A 22332-nucleotide genomic window follows, 5' to 3' on the forward strand; every position below is an offset into this window, starting at 1 on the left:
CAGACGAGCAGTGGGGTGCTGACGCCTCTTGATACACCAAGAAGTGCAGGAATCACTGCCATTCCGTCGCAAAGCCCGTCTATGGCTCCGCTTCTAGACTTAAAACTGGGCTGTCCCACTTGATTTCGACTGTCTCACGATCTCTGAGTTGTGGACGGGTGAGCGCCTCCTTCCGAAGCAGCTCACATCGCCCAGAGCGAAGCGGCGAAACCATGTCTCTCAACCCTCCGAACGGCAACTTGCGAATTGCACCTAATTCATCAGCATTCGGCGCCAGCGGCGAGACGCGACTTGACGCATCCTAGGGAAAAGGCCTCCCAAAACTAGGTGTAAACTATCGGGCAGGCACTCAGGGGCCGGCTTGCGTTATTGTTTGAGGGAGGGTGTCACTAGCTCTCTGTCTAGGGCACAGACGTTGCTTGATGAAGCCGGAGTGAACGTCCAATGGTATGGTAACGACCTCACATATTGATGACCGGAAACGCGCTGAATCTCTCCTGATAGCGGAAAAACGAACGCTGGAGATGATCGCTGCCGGAGCTTGCCTGACGGACGTCCTCGAGAGCTTGTGCAGAGCGATTGACGCTCAATCTCCAGACGTCATGTCGTCGGTGATGCTGATGGACCCTGACGGGAAACGGCTGTGGCCGACAGCTAGTCAACGGGCCCCCAAGGAATGGATTTCGGCTATCACTCCGCTGCCAATCGGACCGCGCATGGGCTCGTGCGGTACAGCCGCATTCCGAAAGCAGCGGGTAATTAATTCTGACATTGCCAGTGATCCTTTGTGGTCAGGAAGTCCGGCCGAGGAGTACCGAGAGATCGCGTTGCGCAACGGCGTTCGAGCAGCTTGGTCCCAGCCCGTCATTTCGAAAAACGACGAACTGTTCGGCACCTTTGCCTTTTACTACGCCGAGCCCAGAAGTCCGAGCGCTAGCGAACTGCAATTGATCGAAGGTGCCGGCCACATCGCTCTGATCGCAATTGAAGCAGAACGATCCGAAGCTTCGCTGAAAAAGGTATTCGACGAGCTCAAGCAGTCGAGAGCCCAACTCGAAACAATCCTCAATACGATACCCACTGTCGCGTGGCGAGGCGAACCGGATGGCAGGATCAACTATTTCAATCAACGCTGGCACGAATACACCGGTCTTTCGCCAGAAGAGTCGCACGGGTGGGGATGGACCGTCATAATCCATCCCGAGGACAAACAACGGGCGATGGACAAGTGGTTGCTCCAGGTCCTCCCTTCGAGAAAAGCGGCAGAGATCATCGCGCGTCTGCGCCGCTTCGACGGCGAATACCGCTGGTTCATGGTGCGCGTCGAACCGTTCTTCGATGAATCTGGGAATGTCATCCATTGGTATGGAACGGAAACCGACATCGACGATCTAAAGCTGGCGCAAGAGAAGCTCCGGCAGGACGAACAGGAGCTTCGACGAATGACGGATGCGATTCCTCAAGCCATAGTCGTGCAGCGCCCGGACGGCACACCGACCTATGCGAACAAAGTTATGCTCGAATACACGGGCCTTACGCTCGAAGACGTTCAAGCAGATGGCTTCCGCGAACGGATCTTCCACCCTCATGACCTGGAGCTAACGCGGGAGGAGCGCCAAAAGGCGCTGGCGATCGGAGAGCCCTTCGAAATCGAACAACGGATGCAACGAAACGACGGAACATATCGCTGGTTCCTGATCCGATACAACCCTCTGCTGGATGATAACGGGCATGTCATCCGCTGGTATGCGACCGGAACTGACATTGAGGATCGCAAGCAAGCCGAGGAAAAGATACAGAATGAGAACCTAGCGTTGCGCGAGGTCATCGCGGATTCGTCGGTGTCCGACGAAATCGTTGGATCTTCCGAGTCTCTTCGTCGCGTGTTGTTGCAAGTAGCAAAAGTTGCGCGAACCGATTCTACTGTTCTCATATTGGGGGAAACGGGAACGGGAAAGGAACTCATCGCTAGTGCGATACACAAGCGGTCAAACCGCTCCTCCCGTGCGTTCATTCGGGTGAACTGTGCAGCGATTCCGTCTTCGCTCATCGCTTCCGAGCTGTTCGGTCACGAAAAGGGTGCATTTACGGGCGCTTTGCAACGACGTTTGGGGAGGTTTGAAGCTGCTGCCGGCGGTACGATATTCCTGGATGAGATCGGTGACCTGCCTGCGGAGACTCAGCTTGCGCTGTTGCGAGTGCTGCAGGAGCGAGAATTTGAACGCATTGGGAGCAACCAGCCAATCTCCGTGGATGTGCGTGTGGTTGCCGCTACGCACCGGGACTTGAAAGCAGCCGTATCGGCGGGGACGTTTCGCGCGGATCTATTCTATCGATTGAATGTCTTCCCGATAGAAATTCCATCTCTTCGGGACCGAGTGGATGACATTCCGCTGCTTGTTGAGTACCTGATTGAGGGCTACGCGAAAAGAGCTGGGAAGAAGATCAGACACATAAAGAAGAAGACCCTGGAACTCTTCCAACGATACGATTGGCCCGGCAATATTCGCGAGTTGCAGAACGTTGTTGAGCGAGCGGTGATCCTGTGCGATGGAGAAGAGTTTGCGGTTGACGAGAGCTGGTTGAGGTCGGAGTCGCCCCGGACTTCCGGGCTGATTAGCCCATCCCCGAGCATGTTGGCCGAGGGCCAGCGGACACTCGCCCAGCGTGAAAGAGAAATGATCGAAGCTGCGCTGGCTGCCTGTAATGGCCGAGTCTCAGGCCCATCCGGCGCAGCCGCGAAACTTGCGATGCCGCGACAGACACTCGACTCCAGAATAAAAGCCCTGCAGATTAACAAACACCGGTTCAAGACGCCTTAGAATTTCCATGCTGGTTGGGCACACAGCGGTTCGATGCCCGAACCTCTTCACCGCATAAATACCAATCCCACAAAAATTGCCATTACCACGAATTGGGCAACTCTCCCGTTGCGTCAGAGCAGATCGCATGAACCTCTGGAATCTTCTTTGCCATGCCGTGAGTTCAGCAATTTCTGTAGATCCAGCACATGCGCTACGTGCAAATGCCAGAAATTGAGCGAAATCTGCGGCGATTCGGGAGTCTGAAAGGTGGCACCTGTCTTGCAATAGCAAGTGTGGCAGCGATCAACAGAAAACAGAGATGACTTTGAAAATCGAGAGGATTCTTGACGGACCCCACACCACGATTCGCCTCAGCGGACGTCTGTGCTCTGAGCATCTTGCGGAGCTGAAGTCGCTGATTGCGGACAGCAGTCCGGCAGTCGTGCTTGATCTGGACGAGATCACGCAGGTCGACGTAGACGCGGTCAATTTCCTGAGAAAGTGTCAGGCGGAGGGAATAGAACTCCGGCATTGTTCGCCATACATATGCGAGTGGATGGATAGAGAACAGGACACAGAGGCATGACGGCCTATGTAGATTTTAGAAGAACAAAATAAGGGAGGGACGCAGATGAAATCAGGAAAAGCAGTTACCGCAGCAACAAATCGAGGGTTCAAACCCATCTCCACACAACCCGCACGAAAGTCCAGAATTTCGATCTATTTCACGCGCTACAGCCTTGCATGCACCCTCCTTGCGATCGTGTTGTTTTGCTTCTCAGGACAGCGCGTCCTCGCGCAAAGTAGTGAATCCCACGACGTCAGAAACGTCATCCTTGTACATGGCGCCTGGGCTGACGGGTCGAGTTGGTCGAAAGTAATCCCACTGCTCGAAGCAAAAGGCTTGCGTGTGACCGCAGTGCAACTTCCTCTGACCTCACTCGGGGATGACACCGCAACGCTCAAGCGGGCCATCGCGCTACAAAATGGTCCATTCCTGCTTGTGGGGCATTCCTACGGCGGCTCCGTCATAACCGAAGCCGGAAATGATCCTAAAGTCGCGGGCCTGGTCTATGTGGCTGCTTTCGCGCCCGATAAGGGGGAGGCGACTCTGGATCAAATCAACGCGAACCCAACTCCTGGAGGCATGGAGCTCAGACCTGATGCTTCCGGCTTCTTTAAGCTATCCGACAAGGGAGTGATTGAAGACTTCGCTCCAGATTTGCCGAAGGTGGAGCAAGGGGTGTTGATCGCGACGCAAGCTCCGATCGCGGGTGCAGCATTTGGCGCGTCGATAAGCACGCCGGCATGGAGGAACAAGCCATCTTGGTTTGTGATCGCCAGCGAGGATCGCATGATCTCACCGAAGCTTGAGGAGGCTGAGGCGCAGAAAATGAAAGCAAAAACGATCACGATTCCTTCCAGCCACGTAGTTATGCTCTCGCACCCGATGGAAGTCGCAGGTTTCATCGAGCGAGCAGCACACGAAGCACACCTGGATTAAACGAAACTGGCACGCAGCAGGGGTCGTGAAGGCGCCAAGGGTCAAGGAGCTCAAAATGTCATTAGCGCTTGCGGCGGTTCACGATATTTCAAGAACCTTGAAACTAGTAGTGAGAGCGCGTTCTTTACCCACGTTGCAGGCGACGTCGACTGGATCGTCGAGGCGACTCATCCACTCACCGGTCATTCGGTGATTGAGTTCTCCTGAAAGAGTCGGGCCACCAGAGCGGAATCGAGATACGCCCGGGCCTCAACGATCTTGTCGCCGCTAAACCGACCGACCCAACAATACCGGTTGTCGAACCTGAGGTCATTCTTCGCGGGTAGCAAGAGAATGCAGTTCAACTATTGCCCAGTCACCGGTCACCAACACATGCTCCACGTGAAGTTGCGTGCCGTGCGGTACCGAGGGATCGACTACATTGGCGCGATTCGTCGCTCAGGTGGAAACGCTGGCTGCGAAAATCGCGGAGTAGCCAGCGATGTCGGAGGAGGTCAAGGAGAGATTGATATGAACACCTTGCGAAAAGAAACAGATAGTCTTGGCGTGGTTGAAGTACCTGCGGATAAGCTCTGGGGTGCTCAGACCCAACGCTCGCTCGAGCATTTCAGCATAGGCAAGGATTTGATCCCGCGTGAAATGATCACGGCATATGCCATCCTGAAAAAGGCTGCTGCCACCGTGAATCATGACGGCAAGCGCCTCGACGAACAGAAGCACAAGTTGATTGTCCAGACTTGCGACGAAATCCTTGCCGGCCAGCATCATGACATGTTCCCGTTGCATGTATGGATGACAGGCAGCGGCACCCAGTTCAACATGAACGTGAACGAGGTGATCTCAAACCGCTGCTGCCAGATTGCCGGTACGCCACTCGGCAGCAAGACACCAGTACACCCGAATGACGATGTGAATATGGCGCAATCGTCCAATGATTCGTTTCCGTCCGCCATGTATATCGCGGCAGCTGTCAATGTGAAACAGCGCCTCATCCCTGCGGTAAAGGCGCTGCACGACTCAATGGCAGAGAAGGCAGACCAGTGGAATGACATAGTCAAGATTGGCCGTACCCATATGCAGGACGCCACTCCGCTCACCTTGGGCGAAGAATGGTCCGGTTACGTCGGGATGCTCGCAGATGATCTCGACCGCATTGAGGACTCGCTTAAAGGTGTGTACCGCCTGGCGCTGGGCGGCACGGCGGTGGGCACTGGCCTCAACTCGGCGCCTGGTTTTGCTGAGGCGGTAGCAGCCGAGATCGCTAAGCTCACAGACCTGCCGTTTGTGACCGCGCCCAACAAATTCACGGTGCAGGGCGCCCATGATGCGCTGGTCCAACTCTCCGGTACGCTTCGCACCTTGGCTGTGTCGCTGTATAAGATTGCAAACGACATACGTCTCATGTCTTGCGGACCTCGCGCCGGATTTGCGGAATTGGCAATTCCAGCGAATGAACCGGGCTCTTCGATCATGCCTGGCAAGGTCAACCCAACGCAGTGTGAAGCACTCGCTATGATTGCCGTGCAGGTAATGGCCGATGACGTTGCTGTGGGATTTGGCGGTGCGGGCGGATACCTTGAAATGAACGTCTACAAACCGCTCATGATCTTCAACGTTACACACTCCATAGCGATCATGGCCGATGGCTGCACCAACTTCCGTAAATTCCTGGTCGAGGGCACAAAGCCAAATCTGAAAAAGATCAATGAGTACGTCGAACGTTCGTTAATGCTGGTGACGGCCCTGTCGCCTGTCATCGGCTATGACAAGGCGTCGAAGATCGCTCACTATGCCTTGGACAATGATCTCACGCTCAAAGCTGCCGCTTTGAAACTGGGTTTTGTCACAGAGGCTGAATTTGATCGTGTCGTCGATCCAAGCAAAATGGTGAAACCCTATGTGGCAAAAGCTGCCTAAAGGCCGGTCAGCTACGAGGTTGGACGATTCCGGAATGGATTCGGTTGCAGCCCGCTCCGTTCCGGAACGCTCCGATCTCATCCTCGCTTTCGCGCGAGTGTTGCACGTCAATGGACAGTCCACGCACGAGACCGTTGGGGCAGCCGAGCGACTCAGCAAAAAGCTTGATCTGCGCGCCAGCATCATTCCTCGGTGGGAAGAGCTGGAACTTCGGACGACAGACGGAACGGCCAGCTTCGTTTCCTTCGAGCCCGCGAGTCCCACCGGTGTGGCCATGGATCGTGTCGCCAGCACGATGCGCGCAATCGATGAGATCTGCGCGGGGCGGCTTGTGGTACCTGCCGCACTGGAGACGATCAACGCCATCGCGCACGTACCGCCAGCCCCTACTTGGTTGTTCGCGGTCGCCGCTGCGGTTGGTGCTGCCGCGCTATCCGTGCTCTTTGGGGTTCAGCATCTAGTCGCAGTTGCTCTCATAATCGCCAGTGCCGCGAGTGGAGCTGTTCTACGTCGCATGCTGGCGAGGTACAGCACGAATACTCTATTGCAGCCGTTCTGCGCAGCGTTGCTCGCTGGCATAATCGGGGCGCTCGCCGTGCGCTTTGAGCTAAGCTCGCCACTGCGCCTGATCGCGGTCTGCCCATGCATGATCTTGGTGCCAGGGCCACACGTACTCAACGGTATGATGGATCTCAGCGCTGCGCGGATCAGTCTTGGGGCCGCCCGCCTTGTCTATGCCAGCCTGGTTATTCTGGCCATCGCAGCCGGACTGCTCCTCGGACTCAGTTCACTCGATGTTTCCTTGCCGGTGGGTGGGCCCGGCAGACCTGTTCCCCTGTGGCAAGACATCATCGCCGCCGGCGTTGCTGTTGCCGCATACAGCATCTTCTTCTCGACGCCGCTGCGTATGTTAGGATGGCCGGTCGTTGTTGGCATGCTGGCTCATGCTCTTAGATGGTGGACACTTGGAGTTGGCGCAAGCCCAGCCACTGGCGCCCTTGTCGCCTGCCTGCTCGTCGGTGTAATCCTAACTCCAGTCGCTCGTCGTTTTCACATGCCATTCGCCGCTATTGGATTTGCCTCGGTGGTCTCAATGATTCCGGGCGTCCTCCTGTTCAGAATGGCAAGTGGCCTTCTGCAGCTTGCCAACAACTCGCATACGAGTTTGGAACTCATAGGCGCTACGATCGCCGATGGCCTGACTGCAGCCATTGTGATCCTCGCGATGAGCTTCGGTGTAGTTGTCCCGAAGATCACCCTCGATCATTTGAAGTCCTGAGTGGTGAAGGAAGGTGCCGATATCCACAGGATCCAACAGCCCACATTCTGGACCGTATACGTCGGATGACGATCCTGGGGTGATCCGATTGTGCGTGGTACTTCCACCTCTGCTCGCTGTAATCGCGGGCTTGGTCGACGTGATGGGATTTGTGACTCTCAAGCTATTCACCGCACATGTCACAGGAAACCTTGTAGTGATAGCGGCTCTACTGGTGCGTGGCGGACCACCTAACATGCCCCAGATATTGGCCGTTCCCGTCTTCATCGTGGCCGTTGCCGCTGTATGGTTAATCGCCAGAGCATCCCACAGACGCGGTCCAGTCTTGGCAAGGCCGCTTCTTCTGGTTCAGTTTCTGCTACTCACATGCGTCCTGATCGTCAGTGTGATCTATGGTTCAGCCTCGAATCCTCACGGATTAGCTGCTGGTGTTGCTGCTATGTTGGCTGTCTCCGCGATGGCATGTCAATTCGCACTCTTGCGGCTCGCCTTGCCCGTCGCACCTTCGACAGCCGTGATGACGGGCAACCTAACCAATGTCGTGCTCCTGCTGCTTGACACGCTACCGCGAATCGAGCCCCTGATGGAAGCTCCCAAGGAGCGCATGCGGCTGCGAAAGACCTTTGAAATTGTAATGAGCTTCTGCGCCGGCTGCATCGCGGGAGCAGCGGCGGTCTCATGGCTAAGAGATTGGGCATGGGTTCTTCCGGTCCTGCTCGCCGGAGCAGCGGTGGCGTACGAGTAGTTTCATGCAGAAGTAAATAGCCGCTTCCAGGACGCTGGCCGACTTCCCGATACGTATCCGGCTACTGCACTAGTGGGAGGCGGAATTCTTTTCGCCGAGCGTGCGATGCAGCTTCTTCAATTAGAGCTGCGACCTCATTCAGCCTGGAGACGTATACCGAATGGCCCGCTCCGGGGATTTCGACTTTGTGGCTGTCGGCTCGTGTGTACCAACGTTCGAGATCAGTGTTGATCGTTTTGTCGCCACCGGCTACCACATCCAGCTTGGCTTACTTCTCTGAAACGAGGTTTCCGTTGCGGCTGTTCTGAAAAGGTGATTTGGAAACCGTTAACGCTTCGCACAAACCAGCTTCGGCCAACATGGTACGTGATTCAGTGAAGACATTGGCTATTAGCTCCTGGCTCTGTGCTTGTGTCGATGCGAGCACGCGATGTTCGTCGTGATACGTGCAATCCGAACCCGTCCGATAGTTGACTGTCTGGAAACTCGTCGGTCGCGGTCATCGAGCTTGCGCCGCCGGCCGTAAGACCAATTTCAACAAGGGGCAGGAGGAATTGAATTCATTCTCTGCCATGGACGTGAACAAATTCGCCAAAGCGTCTCTACGCGGCCTGGAGCGGGGCCAGGAAGAGATACTCCCGGGCTTGAGCCCCGTGGCACGCTTGATAGGGGCGCTTTACGCCTCACGCGGTCTTTATGAAGGCCGAGGCTGAGCGAATGGTTGCGGAAGGCGAAAAAGACGCAAAGCTACTACGTTGAGAATGCCCAAGCGACGCGCGAGTGCTGGACCAGAAAGCCTGCGCCTCGTCTTCTCGAAGAAGCCGAGCGGCGGATGGGAACGCAGCTAGGCAGGCTTCGATCTAGCCAAGAGTCCCCTGATTAAGAAAACCCCGACATCGGATCACGATGTGTGTCGGCAAGTTCTACAGGTGTTTGGACCTTAAACCGACGTCCGGAAAGGCGGCGCAAAGCAGGTCAGGTTCGCATCCCGCAAACGTGAAGAGGCGCGCAGAAGCAGGACATCGATAGTTGAAGCTCCGGTCGCGCCTACTTGCTAGCCATTGCTTGACCACGCAGAAACCAGTGGTGGCTCGCTCGTTCGGTAATAGTGGGTTTGCGCAAGAGCGGTCGCATCCTAAGCCGGTTAAAACGGGCTGGACTCAGCCTCGGCCTCCAATGGTATGCTTGGATTGATGGAGCTATTGCTCAATCTCGTTTGGCTATTGGCTGCATCCGCTCTGTGCGTGGCGGTGTGCCGATGCCGCACGCGAGATGCGAAGCCCGTCCAGCCCTGGTTGCTGGGCGTTACGCTTGTCTGCGTATGCCTGTTGCTGTTTCCGGCGATTTCTATAACGGACGATCTCCAGTTGGTCGCAATGGGAGCCGAAGAGAGGCTTAATGCCTTCATGGAAAACTACGGCAAGGTAATTGACGCCGTCGACCCAGCTCTTAGCATCGTCATCCTCTTGTTGCTTCAATCCGCGTTAGTAAGTCAAGGTTTGGCTCACCAGACGCTGCTGAAAAGCTCGCCTCTCGATGGCTTTCTCGTTTCTATTACCTCGCGTCCCCCACCTCGCTTCGCCTCCTAGTTGCTGATTCGCTGATCTCCGCCCGGTGCGGAGAAATTCCCTTACCCCAAAATCCCGCGTCTGCGGACTGGAAATCCTTAATGATGAAGCGCATTCTTGCGCTATTCGTACTGCTACCGTGCTGTGCATGGGCCGTCGATCTGCCGCCGCAGCGGTTGAGCCTTCAAGAGGCTCTGGAACTTGCGCGTCGGCACAACCCCGGTTTGCTTTCAGCGCAGGCCCACGCGGAAGCGGTCCAAGCCGGTGAGATCACGGCAGCGCTGCGCCCCAACCCTGTATTCGGTTCCGCGAATCAAGACTTCCGTGTCTTTTCACCGTCGCGGCTTGATCCGGCCAACAGCCAAGAATTCACAAACAACTTGGCCTGGACTTTCGAACGAGGGGGCAAGCGCAACGCCCGTATTCAGGACTCACGACTGGCCTCTCAAGTGGCGCAGGCGAGCGTGCTAGAAAGCCAGCGTCAACTCGAGCTGCAGGTAAAGCTTGCGTTCGTGAACTTGTTATTGAGCATGGAATCTCAGCGATTGGCAGAGGAAAGCCTTCGGGAATATGGGCAGGTGATCGAGGCCAACCGCCTGCGCTGGCAAGCGGGCGACATCAGCGAGACCGATTTCGATCGCATCAAGATCGAGGAGGCGCGCTTTCAGACTGACGTGCTCGCGGCTGGTACCGCGACCTTGCAGGTCCGCTCGCAACTCGCCGCACTGCTGGGAGTGTCGGATTCCGCCAAGGTGGACATCGAGGGACAGCTTGTGCCTCCGGCATTAGGCAGCACGCTTGAGGAACTTCGGCAGGCAGCTCTGGCGCACCGCCCCGACTTTCTCGCGGCGCAGCGCAGCACTGCGAAAGCTGAAGCCGATACGCGTCTGGCACAAGCTAACGCTGCCACTGACGTGACCGTCATCCCAGAGTACAAGCGCAACGGTCCTGACAACACTCTGGGCGTGAGCTTCTCTTTTCCGCTCCGTATATTCGACCGCAATCAGGGAGAGAAGCTGCGCGCTTCACGCGATCTGGAATCAGCGCGGCTGGCAGAGCAGATGTCCCGAATTCAGGTGTTGACCGATGTTCAACAGGCCTGGGACGCATACCGGGCCGCAACAGAGCGACAAAAGCTCTACAGCAGCGATTACCTCAAGCGCTCGCAATCCGTGCTGGAGCGCATGACCTTCAGCTATCAGCACGGGGCCGCCAGTCTGCTCGATTACCTTGACGCCGTCCGAAGTCATCGCGAAGTGAGTCTGGCGGCACTATCGGCCAGTGCCCAGGCGCTATCGGCCATTCATCAGCTCAGCTTTGCAGTTGCAACGGAGCTATTGCCATGAAACGAACTCTGCTCTCTCTACTCGCCCTTGCCGCTCTGTTGTCAGCTTCCGCATGCAGTCATAGCGCTGCCAAGGACGACGTGATCTCACGTCAAGTCGAGGTCAAGACGGCGACGGCCCAGGTGCGTCCTGTGAGCCAGGTTCTCGAACTTACGGCAAAGATCCAACCGGATCCGGCACGCGTGGTTCGAGTGTATCCGCCAGCGGGTGGACGCCTGCGGCGCGTCGCGGTGCGGCCCGGCGATACGGTAACTCGAGGGCAGCTAGTGGCCGTGCTGGAGAGCAGCGATGTCGCGCTGGCACGCTCCGATTTGGCAAAGGCCGAAGCCGAGTTTGAGCGAGCCGATCATGCTCGCACACGCTCCAAGCTGCTGCTGGAGCACAAAGTGCTCAGCGAACGCGAATACGAAGACGCCGCCGCCCAGCAGATCGAGGCGCGAAGCGAATTGAATCGGGCTCGAGCAAGACTGAAGGTCTTGGGAACACCCGAGAGTGGCGCCGGCAACGAGGTTGAAGTGCGCTCGCCGATTGCTGGGACCGTACTCGATATCGGCGCTAGCTCTGGCGAGTTCTCAAAATCAACCGACAACGCTAATCCGATCTGCACCATTGCCGACCTCGGTACCGTCTGGCTGCTGGCCGATGTTTACGAAAAGGACTTGGCGATTATTCGCGCGGGGGTACCAGTCGAGGTTCGCGTCTCCGCCTATCCTGAGCGACGGTGGGAGGGCAAAATCGCACAGGTCTCCGATGCACTAGACCCACAGAGTCGCACTGCAAAGGTTCGCGTAGTTCTAGTGAACGCCAAACACGAACTGAAGCCCGAGATGTTTGCCGCGTTGCGCGTCACCCAACCTGCAACTGACGCGCTGGTGATCCCCGCCTCGGCCGTGTTGCACGAGGGCGGTGACAGTACTGCAATGGTGCAGAAGGGAGTCGGCAGCTACGAGCGAAGGCTGATCGCATACCGTTCGCTGAATGAAACCGAGGTTGTGATTACTTCCGGGCTCAAGCCCGGTGAGTTGGTGGTGAGCGAAGGCGCTGCGTTGCTGCGCGGGGCGGGGGAGTAATCATGCAGGCCTTCGTCAAATTTCTGCTTCGCAGACGTACTCTTGTTGCCCTAGGACTGGCGGTCTGGCTGATTGTCGGCATCTACACGTTCACGAAACTGGATGTAGAAGCCTATCCGGATCCTTCTCCGCCACTGGTCGAAGTGATCACCCAAAATCCCGCGTGGTCCTCTGAGGAGATTGAGCAGCAGGTCACTGTTCCGGTAGAGACTGCGCTCAACGGGGTTCCGCACATTCAGTACATTCGCTCCATCAGCATCTTTGGGCTGAGTGATGTCAAATTGTACTTCGACTTTGGCAGCGACTACCTCCAGGACAAGCAGGAGGTACTCAATCGCTTGCAGACACTCGTACTGCCGGCTGGTCTGCAGCCCCAACTCTCACCTTGGTCGCCAACAGGGGAAATCTATCGCTTTCAATTAACCGGACCGGGCTACAGCTTGAATGAGCTGAAATCGACTGCCACCTGGATGGTAAGCCGCGAGATTAAGCAGGTTCCCGGCATTATCGACCTCACCGTCTTCGGCGGTACTACGCGTCAGTATCAGGCCGAGGTCGATCCGAAAAAATTATTGCAGTACAACGTGACCATTGCCCAAGTGGCCACCGCGGTGCAGAACAGCAATGCCAACGTGGGAGGCAGTTACCTTTCGCTCGGCAGCCAGGATGTGAACGTCCGCGGCATCGGATTGCTGAAGACCGCAGAGGATATGCGACGTATCATGGTGGCCTCCCGCAATGGCGCTGCGGTGTATCTGGGCGACCTTGCTGAGATTCACGAGGGTTATCAGCAGCGCCTCGGCAAGATCGGAGTCGACAACCAACCCGATGTGGTGCAGGGCATTGTTCTGCTGCAGAGGAACGCCCAATCGCTGCCGGCTTTGGCGGCACTGCATGACAAAATACGCGAGTTGAACACAAAGCTGCTTCCTTCTGGCATGAAGCTGAAGGCGCTTTACGATCGCACCCAACTGGTCCAGCTGACGACGGAGACGGTGCAACACCTGGTGTTCGTTGGGATCGGGCTGGTTTTGCTCCTGCTTATCAGCTTTCTCGGCGACTGGCGCATGTCCCTGATTGCCGCGCTCAGCATTCCGGTAGCGCTGCTGTTCGCCTTCGGAATGATGCAGCTGACGGGACACTCCGCCAACCTGATCTCGCTGGGTTCTATCGACTTTGGAATTCTGGTCGATGCCGTCATCATTGGCTTAGATCAAATAAATCGTCGGCTGCAAGATCGTCCCGAATACAAGAGCGTTCACGACGTCATCGCAGAAGCCTCGGCGGAGACCGCGCGGCCGGTGATCTTTTCGGTGCTGATCATCGTCATTGCGCTCTTCCCGCTCTTCACCATGAGCGGTGTGCCCGGACAGATCTTTGGCCCGATGTCGATTGCCTACGGATTCGCGCTCGCAGGGGCGCAATGCTTCGCCTTCATCTTCACACCGGTACTGGCCTCCTATGGTAGTCACGCACCACAACATCGGCGCACCGTGCTGGTGCGATGGCTGGGACGGAGATACACCTTTCTGCTGGAATTCGTGTACCGCAAACCGGTTGTTGCAATTGCGCTCTGTGTGATTCCGTTGCTGGTAACGCTGTCGCTGCTGCCCCTGCTCGGCGGTGAGTTCATGCCCAAGCTTGAAGAGGGCAACCTGTGGGTCCGAACCACCTTGCCGCAGGACGTGTCCTTCGAAACCGCTGTCAATCTTGCCGACAACATACGTGCCGACCTGAGCCGTTATCCAGTAGTCACGCAGGTCATCTCGCAAGTCGGTCGCCCGGACGACGGCACCGATGCCGCCAGTTTCAACAATCTCGAGTTCGCCGTTCAACTGAAGCCATTTGCCAAGTGGCCCGCCGGGTTGAACAAGGACAGTCTCGTCGAGAAGATGACCGTCGATTTTCGAAAGTACCCCGGAACGGTCTTCAACTTTTCGCAGAACATTCAAGACAACGTCGAAGAGGCGATGTCGGGTGTAAAGGGAGAGAACTCGCTCAAGCTTTTCGGGGATGACTTCGACGTTCTCACCGACCGCGCTAATGCGATCGCAGACATCATGCAGAAGGTGCCAGGCATTGCCGATCTTGGCGTGTTTCACGTCAACGGCCAGCCCAACCTCATTGTCTCCATCGATCGTTCCGCAGCCAGCCGCTATGGATTAATGGCTGCCGATGTCAATGCAGCCGTGCAGGGCGCGGTTGGCGGAATCACGGCTACCCAGATTCTCCAGGGCGACCGACGATTCGATTTCATCATCCGCTACAAGCCGGAGTACCGGCAGAATGTCGACGTAATCAAGAACATTCTGGTCAGCACGCCCGATGGCTCACGCATTCCGCTGGCACAGATTGCCGAGATCTCAATGCGCAACGGCGCGTTCATGATCTACCGCGAGAACGATCGCCGCTACATTCCCATCAAGTTCAGCATTCGCGGTCGCGACCTGTCTTCCACCATGGAAGAACTGCAGCGGCGCCTTGAGCACGATGTCCAGTTGCCGCGCGGCTACCATTTCGAATGGGCGGGGGAATACGACAGCCTCAAGAAGGAGCAACGAAGATTGATGCTCATCGGTCCTCTGACGCTGGCCGTCATCTTCCTGACCCTCTATCTCGCGTTCAACTCGGTTGCCGATGCCCTGATTGTTCTTGCCACTCTGCCACTGAGTCTTTCTGGCGGGCTGCTTTGTCTAATCTTGACGCGCACGCCATTCAGCATCTCCGCGGCGGTTGGTTTTGCCTCTGCAATCGGTGTCGCAACCTTAGGCGGCTTGGTACTGCTAAGTGCTGTGCGTCGTGAGCAGAACGCGGGCCTCTCAACCGTCCACGCCATCCGCGATGGCGCTATGGAAGAGATGCGCCCCATTGTAATGGCCTGCTTGGCGGCTGCGTTCGGACTCCTGCCCGCCGCGTTGTCACACAGTATTGGGTCTCAGGCGCAGCAACCGCTGGCACGCGTTGTCGTCGGAGCCATGATTACCACTATCCCAGTTGTACTGCTGGCGCTGCCAGCTTTTGAAATCTGGCGCGATCGCCGCTGGTCCCGACCGCCAGTCCAGCAAGAGTCAGATCTCGTCAGACCTTAGTTTAGGAGACGTAATGCTCTGCAAAAATGTTGTGCGTTGTGATGCTTTTGAGTTCGTCCTGTCTTCCGGCAGCGTACTTACAGCCACCACTGGTTGATGCACGGAGAATCGGGATTGTGAGTGCCTTGGCGACTACTCGCCCGGAACGGATCGACCTTTTCCGGCAGGCGCGGGCTGCTAAGTAACGAGCACACTGAAGCGGGGTCTTGGCACCATGCGACACGAACACCGTTTAAATCGGACCGCTGCACTATGCTTGAGATCTGTTGGTTACTGCGCGTCCTGTACAGTGATACCTCCCACCCATGCCTTGGCGAAGACCTCGATAAAGACGTTCGAGTTCGCGGCGACCTCGAAGGTCAGCGTCACTGTCCGGCCGGCGAACCTCGTGAGGTCGATATCCACATGTTCCGTCCAGCTAGCTTCCTCATACTCCATCCCGACAGCCGATACCTCGTCCACGGGGACGCCCTCAACCAGAACGCGGAAGTTGGCGGTCGTCAGAATGTTCACCGCCGCGTTGAGGTTGAGACGACGGACGTAGCTCAACTTCGGTTTCGGTCCCAAGGAGAATTGCCGGGATACTGATTGCACAGTCTTGCCGAAGGCGCCTCCGATTCCCGAAGACGCGTAGCCGAAGAGCACCGGACCATCGTGGCGCATCTCCCGGACGTCTGTCGTCAGCTGCCATCCGTCGCCGCCCTTCCACCCGGAGCTGGCAAGGCTGCTTGTTTCGGGAGGAACATCCGGCCTGGCTTTCAAGATGCCTGCAGCCTCAAATGACTTGGCGAGAAGCGAAGCGATATCGATGCCGCCGCCCATGCGACTTTCCCTCGTGGCGTGGCTGCTCCCACCGCTGGGGCGAGAAGATGTTTCTTCCCTCCCCTTCAGCAGACCAGCAGCCTTCAAGGACGCAGCGATGATCTCTTGCAGATCTTGATGAGCGGGTTGTGCAGTTACTGGGCGATCTGCGGCAGGATTCTCGCCTCTGGAGCCGGTGTTGACCCGAACCTCGGAACCTCTGTCTCGATCCGAGGGGCGGCAGTCTGTCGAGGTGGCGATCTTTGTGGGATCGGGAGGTGCGGAGGACGTCTGCGCCGCTTGGTCGGTCAATCCCCAGAACGTTGCCAAGTGTCGGGTGGACGAAATGCCTACATCGAGGATGTAGGGCGCGGCTGCTCCACAGCCGTCCTCGCCATGTGGGTCGATGGGGACGCCATGCGCCATGCCGTTAATCGAGTAGGCTTCAACGAGAGTGTTGCCATCCGGCCCACGCCAGGCTCGATAGGGGTGGCCATCGACTGTGCTCACGATGGTAGGAGTCATGGAGAGTCCGTGGACGTTCGTCCACTGCTTGATGACCTCCTCCGCGTTCGTGGGCTGAACCGTGCCGTCACCACCGCCATGCCAAACCGAGATTCTGGGCCAGGGCCCTTGATGCGAAGATGCGGCCCGCACCAGATTGCCCCAGGCCTCCGGCGAGTTGATGCGGCCCTGGAACATGCATTCGAAGGCTTGCTGAACATCATTCGCGCAACGGTACGGCAATCCGGCGATGATCGCACCGCCGGCGAAGACCTCCGGATAAGTTGCGAGCATGACCGAGGTCATCGCACCGCCGGCCGAAACCCCATTGATGAAGACGCGGCGGCGGTCGATCTCGTGGTTTAGAGCCATCCATTCGACCATCTGCCGTATCGATAGCGGCTCTCCCCTGTCCCGGGTGACGTCCTCGGGCTGGAACCAGTTGAAGGCTTGGAGCGGGTTGTTACTTGTCCGCTGCTCTGGCAGCAGCACCGCAAAGCCGTAGCGCTCAGCAAGCGTCGACCATCCCGTCCCGCGATCATAGGAATGCGCAGTCTGCGTGCAACCATGGAGAGCTACGACCAATGGGGCGCCTTCGGGCAAGTTCTTTGGCACATAGGTCAGCATTCTAAGGTTGCCGGGATTCGACCCGAAGGCGGTCACCTCGGTGAGGCGGCTCGCTACGCGGGCGTCGACCTGTTCCGCTGTGGAACGGGCCTTCTGCGCCATTGTCAGGATCTTCTCGAAGGGACGGCGGTTACGTCGATTCTGGGCAAGGTCAGCCAATTGATTGAAGATGGAATGATCGAGAGTGTGCATGCGAGCCTTCCTTTCACCTTGGGAGGCGGTTAGTCTGCCGATCTCAATCAGCTTGCTGGCCGACAGGAACACGGTGTGGAACAGTCCGGGATCAGCAACGCCGCCACGCTCTGGGTCGAGCCAAGCGGGCGGGCGGGCACCCTCCGGTAGTTCGTAGCGTTGAGTGAAAACGGTGCGCCGGGCTTTGGAGGTGGCTACGAACTGTACTGCAGCCATTGGAAAGCCCCGGCTGACCCATATACCAAAGAGTTCCCGGGCCAGGATGGGGCGCGCCTCCGTATCTCTTGCGTGATCCAGCAGCCGCGCCATGACTTCACCAAAGTGCAACCCTTCGTGTACAAGAGAGAACTCTGGAGCATCACCGGTTTCCGTGCGGGAGACGAAAGAGCCGAGGCTAACCTCGGGAGCGGTGAGTTCGGCGGCTACCGCAGTTGGAGCCAGTCCTCGGTAGCAGCGGATTGCGTCGACGGTGTTTACCTGTTGTGGCGCAGCCAGAACGCCAATCAAGAGTTCGGCGGCGTATTGTGGTGTGGCCGGCGGCGACCCCGGACCGCGAGGGCCGGGTGCCGTAAGCCCGGAATTGACCATCATAGTGACCCGGAACCGAAGATCGCGTCGGGACTCCCCGAGGATCTCGGCAACACGCTCGCCGAACTCGTACCTGCGCAATCCGGACATAAGGTAAGGAGTCTAGCATAGTTTTTTAGTAATTGACGGATACTCATTTGACTCGGCAATTTGGCCTTCCTTCTGTTCTAAAATCTGGCCTGCTACTAGATCTCACCCCCAAGTCTCCGAATGGTCAGCTCCACTGGCATATTGTGTGTTTCGCGGCAGAACCCCGCGGTATGCCCAACCCCATCGAGGGATGGATTACCTGTACCTGAGCATTTTTCTGTGCGTGCGTTGGATCTGAATACGGGATTGAACGTCAGCTCAGTGCAACCACATGCGGATTGAGACTCCGCGAACGGTCAAGAGCAGTGAACGAAGTACCATGCATCCTACATAAGGGTTACGGGCGATCAACATGCTTTGGGACTGGACTATAATTTTCCAGCAACTCTCGCCCCAGTCTGGAGACTTCTAATGGCGCTCCGCCGAAAGACTCAGCCGCGCGAGGCGGAATCGGGGACTCTCGCGAACGACAACAACGCTACTTCCGGGCCCATTCAGCGTTCTTCTTTCCCTGTCGTCGCAATCGGAGCGTCTGCTGGCGGTCTGGATGCCTACTCAGAATTCTTCCGTGCCTTGCCCGCCGAAACCGGAATGGCCTTTGTGTTGATCCAGCATCTTGATCCTCAACATCACAGCATGTTGTCTGGAATTCTCTCCAAGACAACGAAGATGCCAGTAGAAGAAGTGGGGGCCAACGTCGAGATCAGGCCCAACCGTGTCTACGTGATACCGCCTAACGCCTTCATTGCGATCTCCAAGGGCAGGTTTGTCCTGACACCCCGGGAATCAGAACGGGGGCAGCATCTGTCCGTGAATTTTTTTATGCGCTCGCTGGCCGAAGACCGGAAGAGCGGGGCAATCGGGATCATACTTTCGGGTACGGGGTCTGATGGCACGCTGGGAGTGGAAGCGATCAAGGCTGAGGCAGGGCTCAATTTTGCCCAGGATCCAACGTCGGCGAAGTACGATGGCATGCCGCGCAGCGCTATTGATTCCGGTTGCATTGACTTTGTTTTGCCGCCGCGGGAAATCGCACACGAACTCGAACGAATCAAACGCCACCCGTATGCGAAGCAAGTCACTGACGAAAGGGCGGAGGAAGCCCCGTCAACACAGGATGCGTTTCTTAAGATCATTCAGTTGTTGCGAAGGAGCGGCGGCGTCGACTTCAGCCAGTACAAGCCGAACACGATTCACCGTCGCGCTCTGCGCCGCATGGCAATTCTCCGGTATGAAACTCTGGAGGAGTATGCCAAGCACCTGCAGGAGCACCCGGAGGAGGTTGGAAATTTATACGACGACATTCTCATCAACGTGACCGGCTTTTTCAGAGACCCAGAAGCGTTTGAGCTTCTCAAGACCCAGGTATACCCCGTCATTTTGAAAGGCGACAGGCAAAAACGTTCGATTCGAATGTGGACGCCCGGATGTTCTACGGGAGAAGAGACCTATTCTCTCGCGATCACATTGCTTGAGTTTCTCGGCGACCGGGCCGCTGACTTCCAGATTCAGCTATTCGGCACTGATCTTAATGAGAAAGGAATTCAACGAGCGCGGGCAGGTGTGTACGGCGATCGGATTGTCGATGAAGTCTCCCCGGAGCGATTGAAGCGATTCTTCGTGAAGGCGGACAATGGCTACCGAGTGGTGAAGGCAGTTCGCGAGTTGTGCATCTTCGCGCGACAAAATGTAGTGAGCGATCCTCCCTTTTCGCAGATGGACCTCGTCGCGTGCCGGAACATGCTCATTTACATGGGACCCGCTCTGCAAAAGAAGGTAATCCCGATTCTGCATTACGCACTTTGTCCAACGGGGTATCTATTTATGGGCAGCTCGGAGAGCGTCTCTGCTTTCCCCACTCTGTTCACCGTGACGGACAAGAAGTACAAAATTTATTCAAAGAATCCGGTCACATCCAGACTGCATTACGACTTCTCCCAGGTCCGCTATCCGGTTGAGCGAGAAGTGACTCCCCCCACCCCACCGTTGGAGATTCAGGGTAACGCACCACGTGAGTGGGACGTGGAGACGGAAGCCGACCGTTTTGTCTTGAATAATTATGCTCCGGTGGGAGTGGTCATAAATGGGGCGATGGAAGTTGTGCAGTTCCGGGGGCGCACAGCTCCCTATCTGGAGCCCGCTGCCGGCAGACCTACCCTCAATGTGTTGAAGCTGGCGCGGCACGGATTAGCCCGTGAGTTGCGCACATTGATCAGTGCCGCTAAGAAGAAGGGAATTCCCGTCAGCAAAAGTGATGTTCTATTTGAGGGAGATGGGCGGAAGAGCATTCTTGACGTGTCCGTTGTACCACTCGGTGGGGAGAGCTCTGCCTCGCGGGATGAAGGCTTCTTCTTGATCGTGTTTAAGGAGGTACGCGCGCCCAAAGCCGCAGGAGCTGAATCTGAGCGGAAGATCGCCCACGGTCCTGAGAAAGACCGGGAAGTGCAGCGCCTGAAGCAGGAACTGGCGGCGTCGCAGGAAGCGCTCCATGCCTCCATTGAGTCGGAGGAGGCGACACGAGAAGAATTTCAGTCCGCCAATGAAGAGATCTTATCCGCTAACGAGGAACTGCAAAGCACCAACGAGGAGTTGGAGACTTCCAAAGAAGAGCTTCAATCGGCTAATGAAGAGCTCAACACGCTGAACGAGGAACTTCGTCACCGCAACGCTGAACTCAACGAACTGAGCAGTGATATTTCCAATCTGCTGAACAGCACCAAGCTGCCGGTTGTGATGTTGGACCGTGATCTCTGCATCCGGCGTTTTACGCCGATGGCGGAAAAGATGCTGAAGGTTGCTCCATCCGACGTGGGGCGGCCGATCCTCGACCTGAGACTCAACATCAGGCTTTCCGATCTCGAACAACTGATTAGGCAAGTCATGGAAACTCTGCAACCAGCCGAGCGCGAGGTGGAGGACGATCAGAAACGCTGGCAGTGCTTACACATTCACCCATACCGCACAGTAGATGACCGGATTGACGGCGTTGTGCTTGCTTTGATGGACATTGACGCAATCAAGAAGTCCAACGAGCAGCTTAAGAAGTCGAGCGCATTTCTACGAGGGATTGTCGATACACTGAGAGAACCGCTGCTGGTTCTCGATCCTGATTTGCGCGTGGTTACCGCGAACACTCCCTTTCTGCGCGCCTTCCACGTATCGGCCCAAGATACTGTTAACAAATTCCTGTATGACTTGGGCGACGGAGATTGGAATATTCCGGCTTTTCGCGCGGCGCTCGAAGAGCTGTTGAAGTCGCAATTCGAGATCGCTGATTTTCAGGTTGAGCAGGAGTTTCCCGCGATTGGTCTCCGGACGATGCTGATTAATGCTCGCGCGCTAATCGAGGCCGATAATATTCCTCCGATGATTCTCGTCGCGATTCAGGACATCACGGAGCGCAAGCTTGCAGAAGCTGCTTTGATCAGATCGGAGAAGCTGGCCATCGCGGGTCGAATGGCGGCATCTTTGGCACACGAAATCAACAATCCGTTGCAAGGAATGGCGAACCTTCTGACGCTGTTGGGATGCTCCGCAGAAATCGGCGAACAAAACCGCCTGCACGTGTCGGAGGTCGACAAACTGCTTTCCCGGGTTGTTTACCTGACCAAGCAGTCATTGAGCTTTTATCGGGAATCGCAGTCGCCAACCGAGATCAATGTCAAGGAAGTGCTGGATAGCGTTCTGGAGTTCCATGGCGATCTGCTTCGCAAGAACGATGTCACGATCGCAAAGCGCTATTCTGTGGAGGGCCCCGTTTTCGGTTACAGCGGAGAAATTCGGCAGGTCTTTGCAACGCTTATCGCGAACGCGATTGAGTCTCTAAATGGCAACGGTGCCATCGCGATACGGGCTGCCCGCTCGCGCAGTTGGAAGAGCGCCGCTGTTCATGGTATTCGCATTACGGTAGCCGACAATGGCTCAGGAATGCATCCTGCCATTCGAGAGCGCATCTTTGATCCGTTCTTTACGACAAAGGGCGAGCAGGGAGTTGGCCTCGGCCTTTGGATCGTGAATGCGATTGTTCAGCGTATGAAAGGCACGATCCGCGTCCGCAGCAAGCCGCAAAGCGGCACATGCTTCTCTGTATTTTTGCCCGATCAAGCGAAGCAGAGCGCTGATTGAGCCGATTAGGGCGCGTGTCCCGCGTCGATCACTCGGTCAAGGTGCTGTGCGACCGCAGCATACGGCCTGGCTCCACAGCGATG

12 protein-coding genes are annotated in these 22332 nt (G+C 56.7%); 11 read left to right on the plus strand and 1 reads right to left on the minus strand.

Annotated features, from left to right (window positions below; all coding sequences use genetic code 11):
* Positions 1 to 449 precede the first annotated feature (449 nt).
* The 10 genes from AC6IY8_RS00165 (at position 450) to AC6IY8_RS00210 (ending at position 15322) form a co-directional block, all read left to right on the plus strand.
* Entirely contained in the window at positions 450 to 2822 is a 2373-nt protein-coding gene (locus tag AC6IY8_RS00165; RefSeq protein WP_497776539.1) for a sigma 54-interacting transcriptional regulator, read from the plus strand.
* A 301-nt stretch (positions 2823 to 3123) separates the two neighbouring features.
* Positions 3124 to 3390 carry an STAS domain-containing protein gene (locus tag AC6IY8_RS00170; RefSeq protein ID WP_497776541.1) on the plus strand — a complete coding sequence of 89 codons (267 nt, stop codon included), beginning with the start codon at positions 3124 to 3126 and terminating at the stop codon, positions 3388 to 3390.
* Between the two features lie 45 nt (positions 3391 to 3435).
* A complete protein-coding gene (locus AC6IY8_RS00175) occupies positions 3436 to 4308 on the plus strand; it encodes an alpha/beta hydrolase (protein WP_497776543.1) in 873 nt (290 codons plus the stop codon).
* A gap of 510 nt (positions 4309 to 4818) precedes the next feature.
* Positions 4819 to 6225, plus strand: a complete 1407-nt coding sequence (gene fumC, locus AC6IY8_RS00180; protein WP_497776544.1) for a class II fumarate hydratase — start codon at positions 4819 to 4821, stop codon at positions 6223 to 6225.
* A 34-nt stretch (positions 6226 to 6259) separates the two neighbouring features.
* The gene (locus AC6IY8_RS00185) at positions 6260 to 7504 is read left to right on the plus strand and encodes a threonine/serine exporter family protein (RefSeq protein ID WP_497776545.1); all 1245 of its coding nucleotides are present in this window, start codon (positions 6260 to 6262) and stop codon (positions 7502 to 7504) included.
* Between the two features lie 94 nt (positions 7505 to 7598).
* Positions 7599 to 8249 carry a DUF1275 family protein gene (locus AC6IY8_RS00190; RefSeq protein ID WP_497776546.1) on the plus strand — a complete coding sequence of 217 codons (651 nt, stop codon included), beginning with the start codon at positions 7599 to 7601 and terminating at the stop codon, positions 8247 to 8249.
* 1193 nt (positions 8250 to 9442) lie between these two features.
* Positions 9443 to 9838, plus strand: a complete 396-nt coding sequence (locus AC6IY8_RS00195) for a hypothetical protein (RefSeq protein ID WP_497776547.1) — start codon at positions 9443 to 9445, stop codon at positions 9836 to 9838.
* A gap of 80 nt (positions 9839 to 9918) precedes the next feature.
* Positions 9919 to 11163 (plus strand): TolC family protein, encoded by a 1245-nt coding sequence (locus tag AC6IY8_RS00200; protein ID WP_497776548.1) that lies wholly within the window; start codon positions 9919 to 9921, stop codon positions 11161 to 11163.
* Positions 11160 to 12233 carry an efflux RND transporter periplasmic adaptor subunit gene (locus AC6IY8_RS00205; protein ID WP_497776549.1) on the plus strand — a complete coding sequence of 358 codons (1074 nt, stop codon included), beginning with the start codon at positions 11160 to 11162 and terminating at the stop codon, positions 12231 to 12233. Before AC6IY8_RS00200 ends, AC6IY8_RS00205 begins: the two co-directional genes overlap by 4 nt.
* A gap of 2 nt (positions 12234 to 12235) precedes the next feature.
* Complete coding sequence (locus AC6IY8_RS00210) at positions 12236 to 15322, plus strand: efflux RND transporter permease subunit (protein WP_497776550.1); 3087 nt, start codon at positions 12236 to 12238, stop codon at positions 15320 to 15322.
* Between the two features lie 270 nt (positions 15323 to 15592).
* Here AC6IY8_RS00210 and AC6IY8_RS00215 read toward each other — a convergent pair whose 3' ends face one another.
* Complete coding sequence (locus AC6IY8_RS00215) at positions 15593 to 18037, minus strand: extracellular catalytic domain type 1 short-chain-length polyhydroxyalkanoate depolymerase (protein WP_497776551.1); 2445 nt, start codon at positions 18035 to 18037, stop codon at positions 15593 to 15595.
* A 498-nt stretch (positions 18038 to 18535) separates the two neighbouring features.
* Between AC6IY8_RS00215 and AC6IY8_RS00220 the strand changes: the two genes are divergently transcribed.
* Positions 18536 to 22249, plus strand: a complete 3714-nt coding sequence (locus AC6IY8_RS00220; RefSeq protein ID WP_497776552.1) for a chemotaxis protein CheB — start codon at positions 18536 to 18538, stop codon at positions 22247 to 22249.
* The last annotated feature ends 83 nt before the right edge of the window (positions 22250 to 22332 follow it).

Source organism: Koromonas soli (genome assembly GCF_059726265.1).

Coding starts and splice junctions, on each gene's coding strand:
- AC6IY8_RS00165 (WP_497776539.1), top strand. CDS start 450: ATGGTAACGACCTCACATATTGATGACCGGAAACGCGCTGAATCTCTC.
- AC6IY8_RS00170 (WP_497776541.1), top strand. CDS start 3,124: ATGACTTTGAAAATCGAGAGGATTCTTGACGGACCCCACACCACGATT.
- AC6IY8_RS00175 (WP_497776543.1), top strand. CDS start 3,436: ATGAAATCAGGAAAAGCAGTTACCGCAGCAACAAATCGAGGGTTCAAA.
- fumC (WP_497776544.1), top strand. CDS start 4,819: ATGAACACCTTGCGAAAAGAAACAGATAGTCTTGGCGTGGTTGAAGTA.
- AC6IY8_RS00185 (WP_497776545.1), top strand. CDS start 6,260: ATGGATTCGGTTGCAGCCCGCTCCGTTCCGGAACGCTCCGATCTCATC.
- AC6IY8_RS00195 (WP_497776547.1), top strand. CDS start 9,443: ATGGAGCTATTGCTCAATCTCGTTTGGCTATTGGCTGCATCCGCTCTG.
- AC6IY8_RS00200 (WP_497776548.1), top strand. CDS start 9,919: ATGATGAAGCGCATTCTTGCGCTATTCGTACTGCTACCGTGCTGTGCA.
- AC6IY8_RS00205 (WP_497776549.1), top strand. CDS start 11,160: ATGAAACGAACTCTGCTCTCTCTACTCGCCCTTGCCGCTCTGTTGTCA.
- AC6IY8_RS00210 (WP_497776550.1), top strand. CDS start 12,236: ATGCAGGCCTTCGTCAAATTTCTGCTTCGCAGACGTACTCTTGTTGCC.
- AC6IY8_RS00215 (WP_497776551.1), bottom strand. CDS start 18,037: ATGATGGTCAATTCCGGGCTTACGGCACCCGGCCCTCGCGGTCCGGGG.
- AC6IY8_RS00220 (WP_497776552.1), top strand. CDS start 18,536: ATGGCGCTCCGCCGAAAGACTCAGCCGCGCGAGGCGGAATCGGGGACT.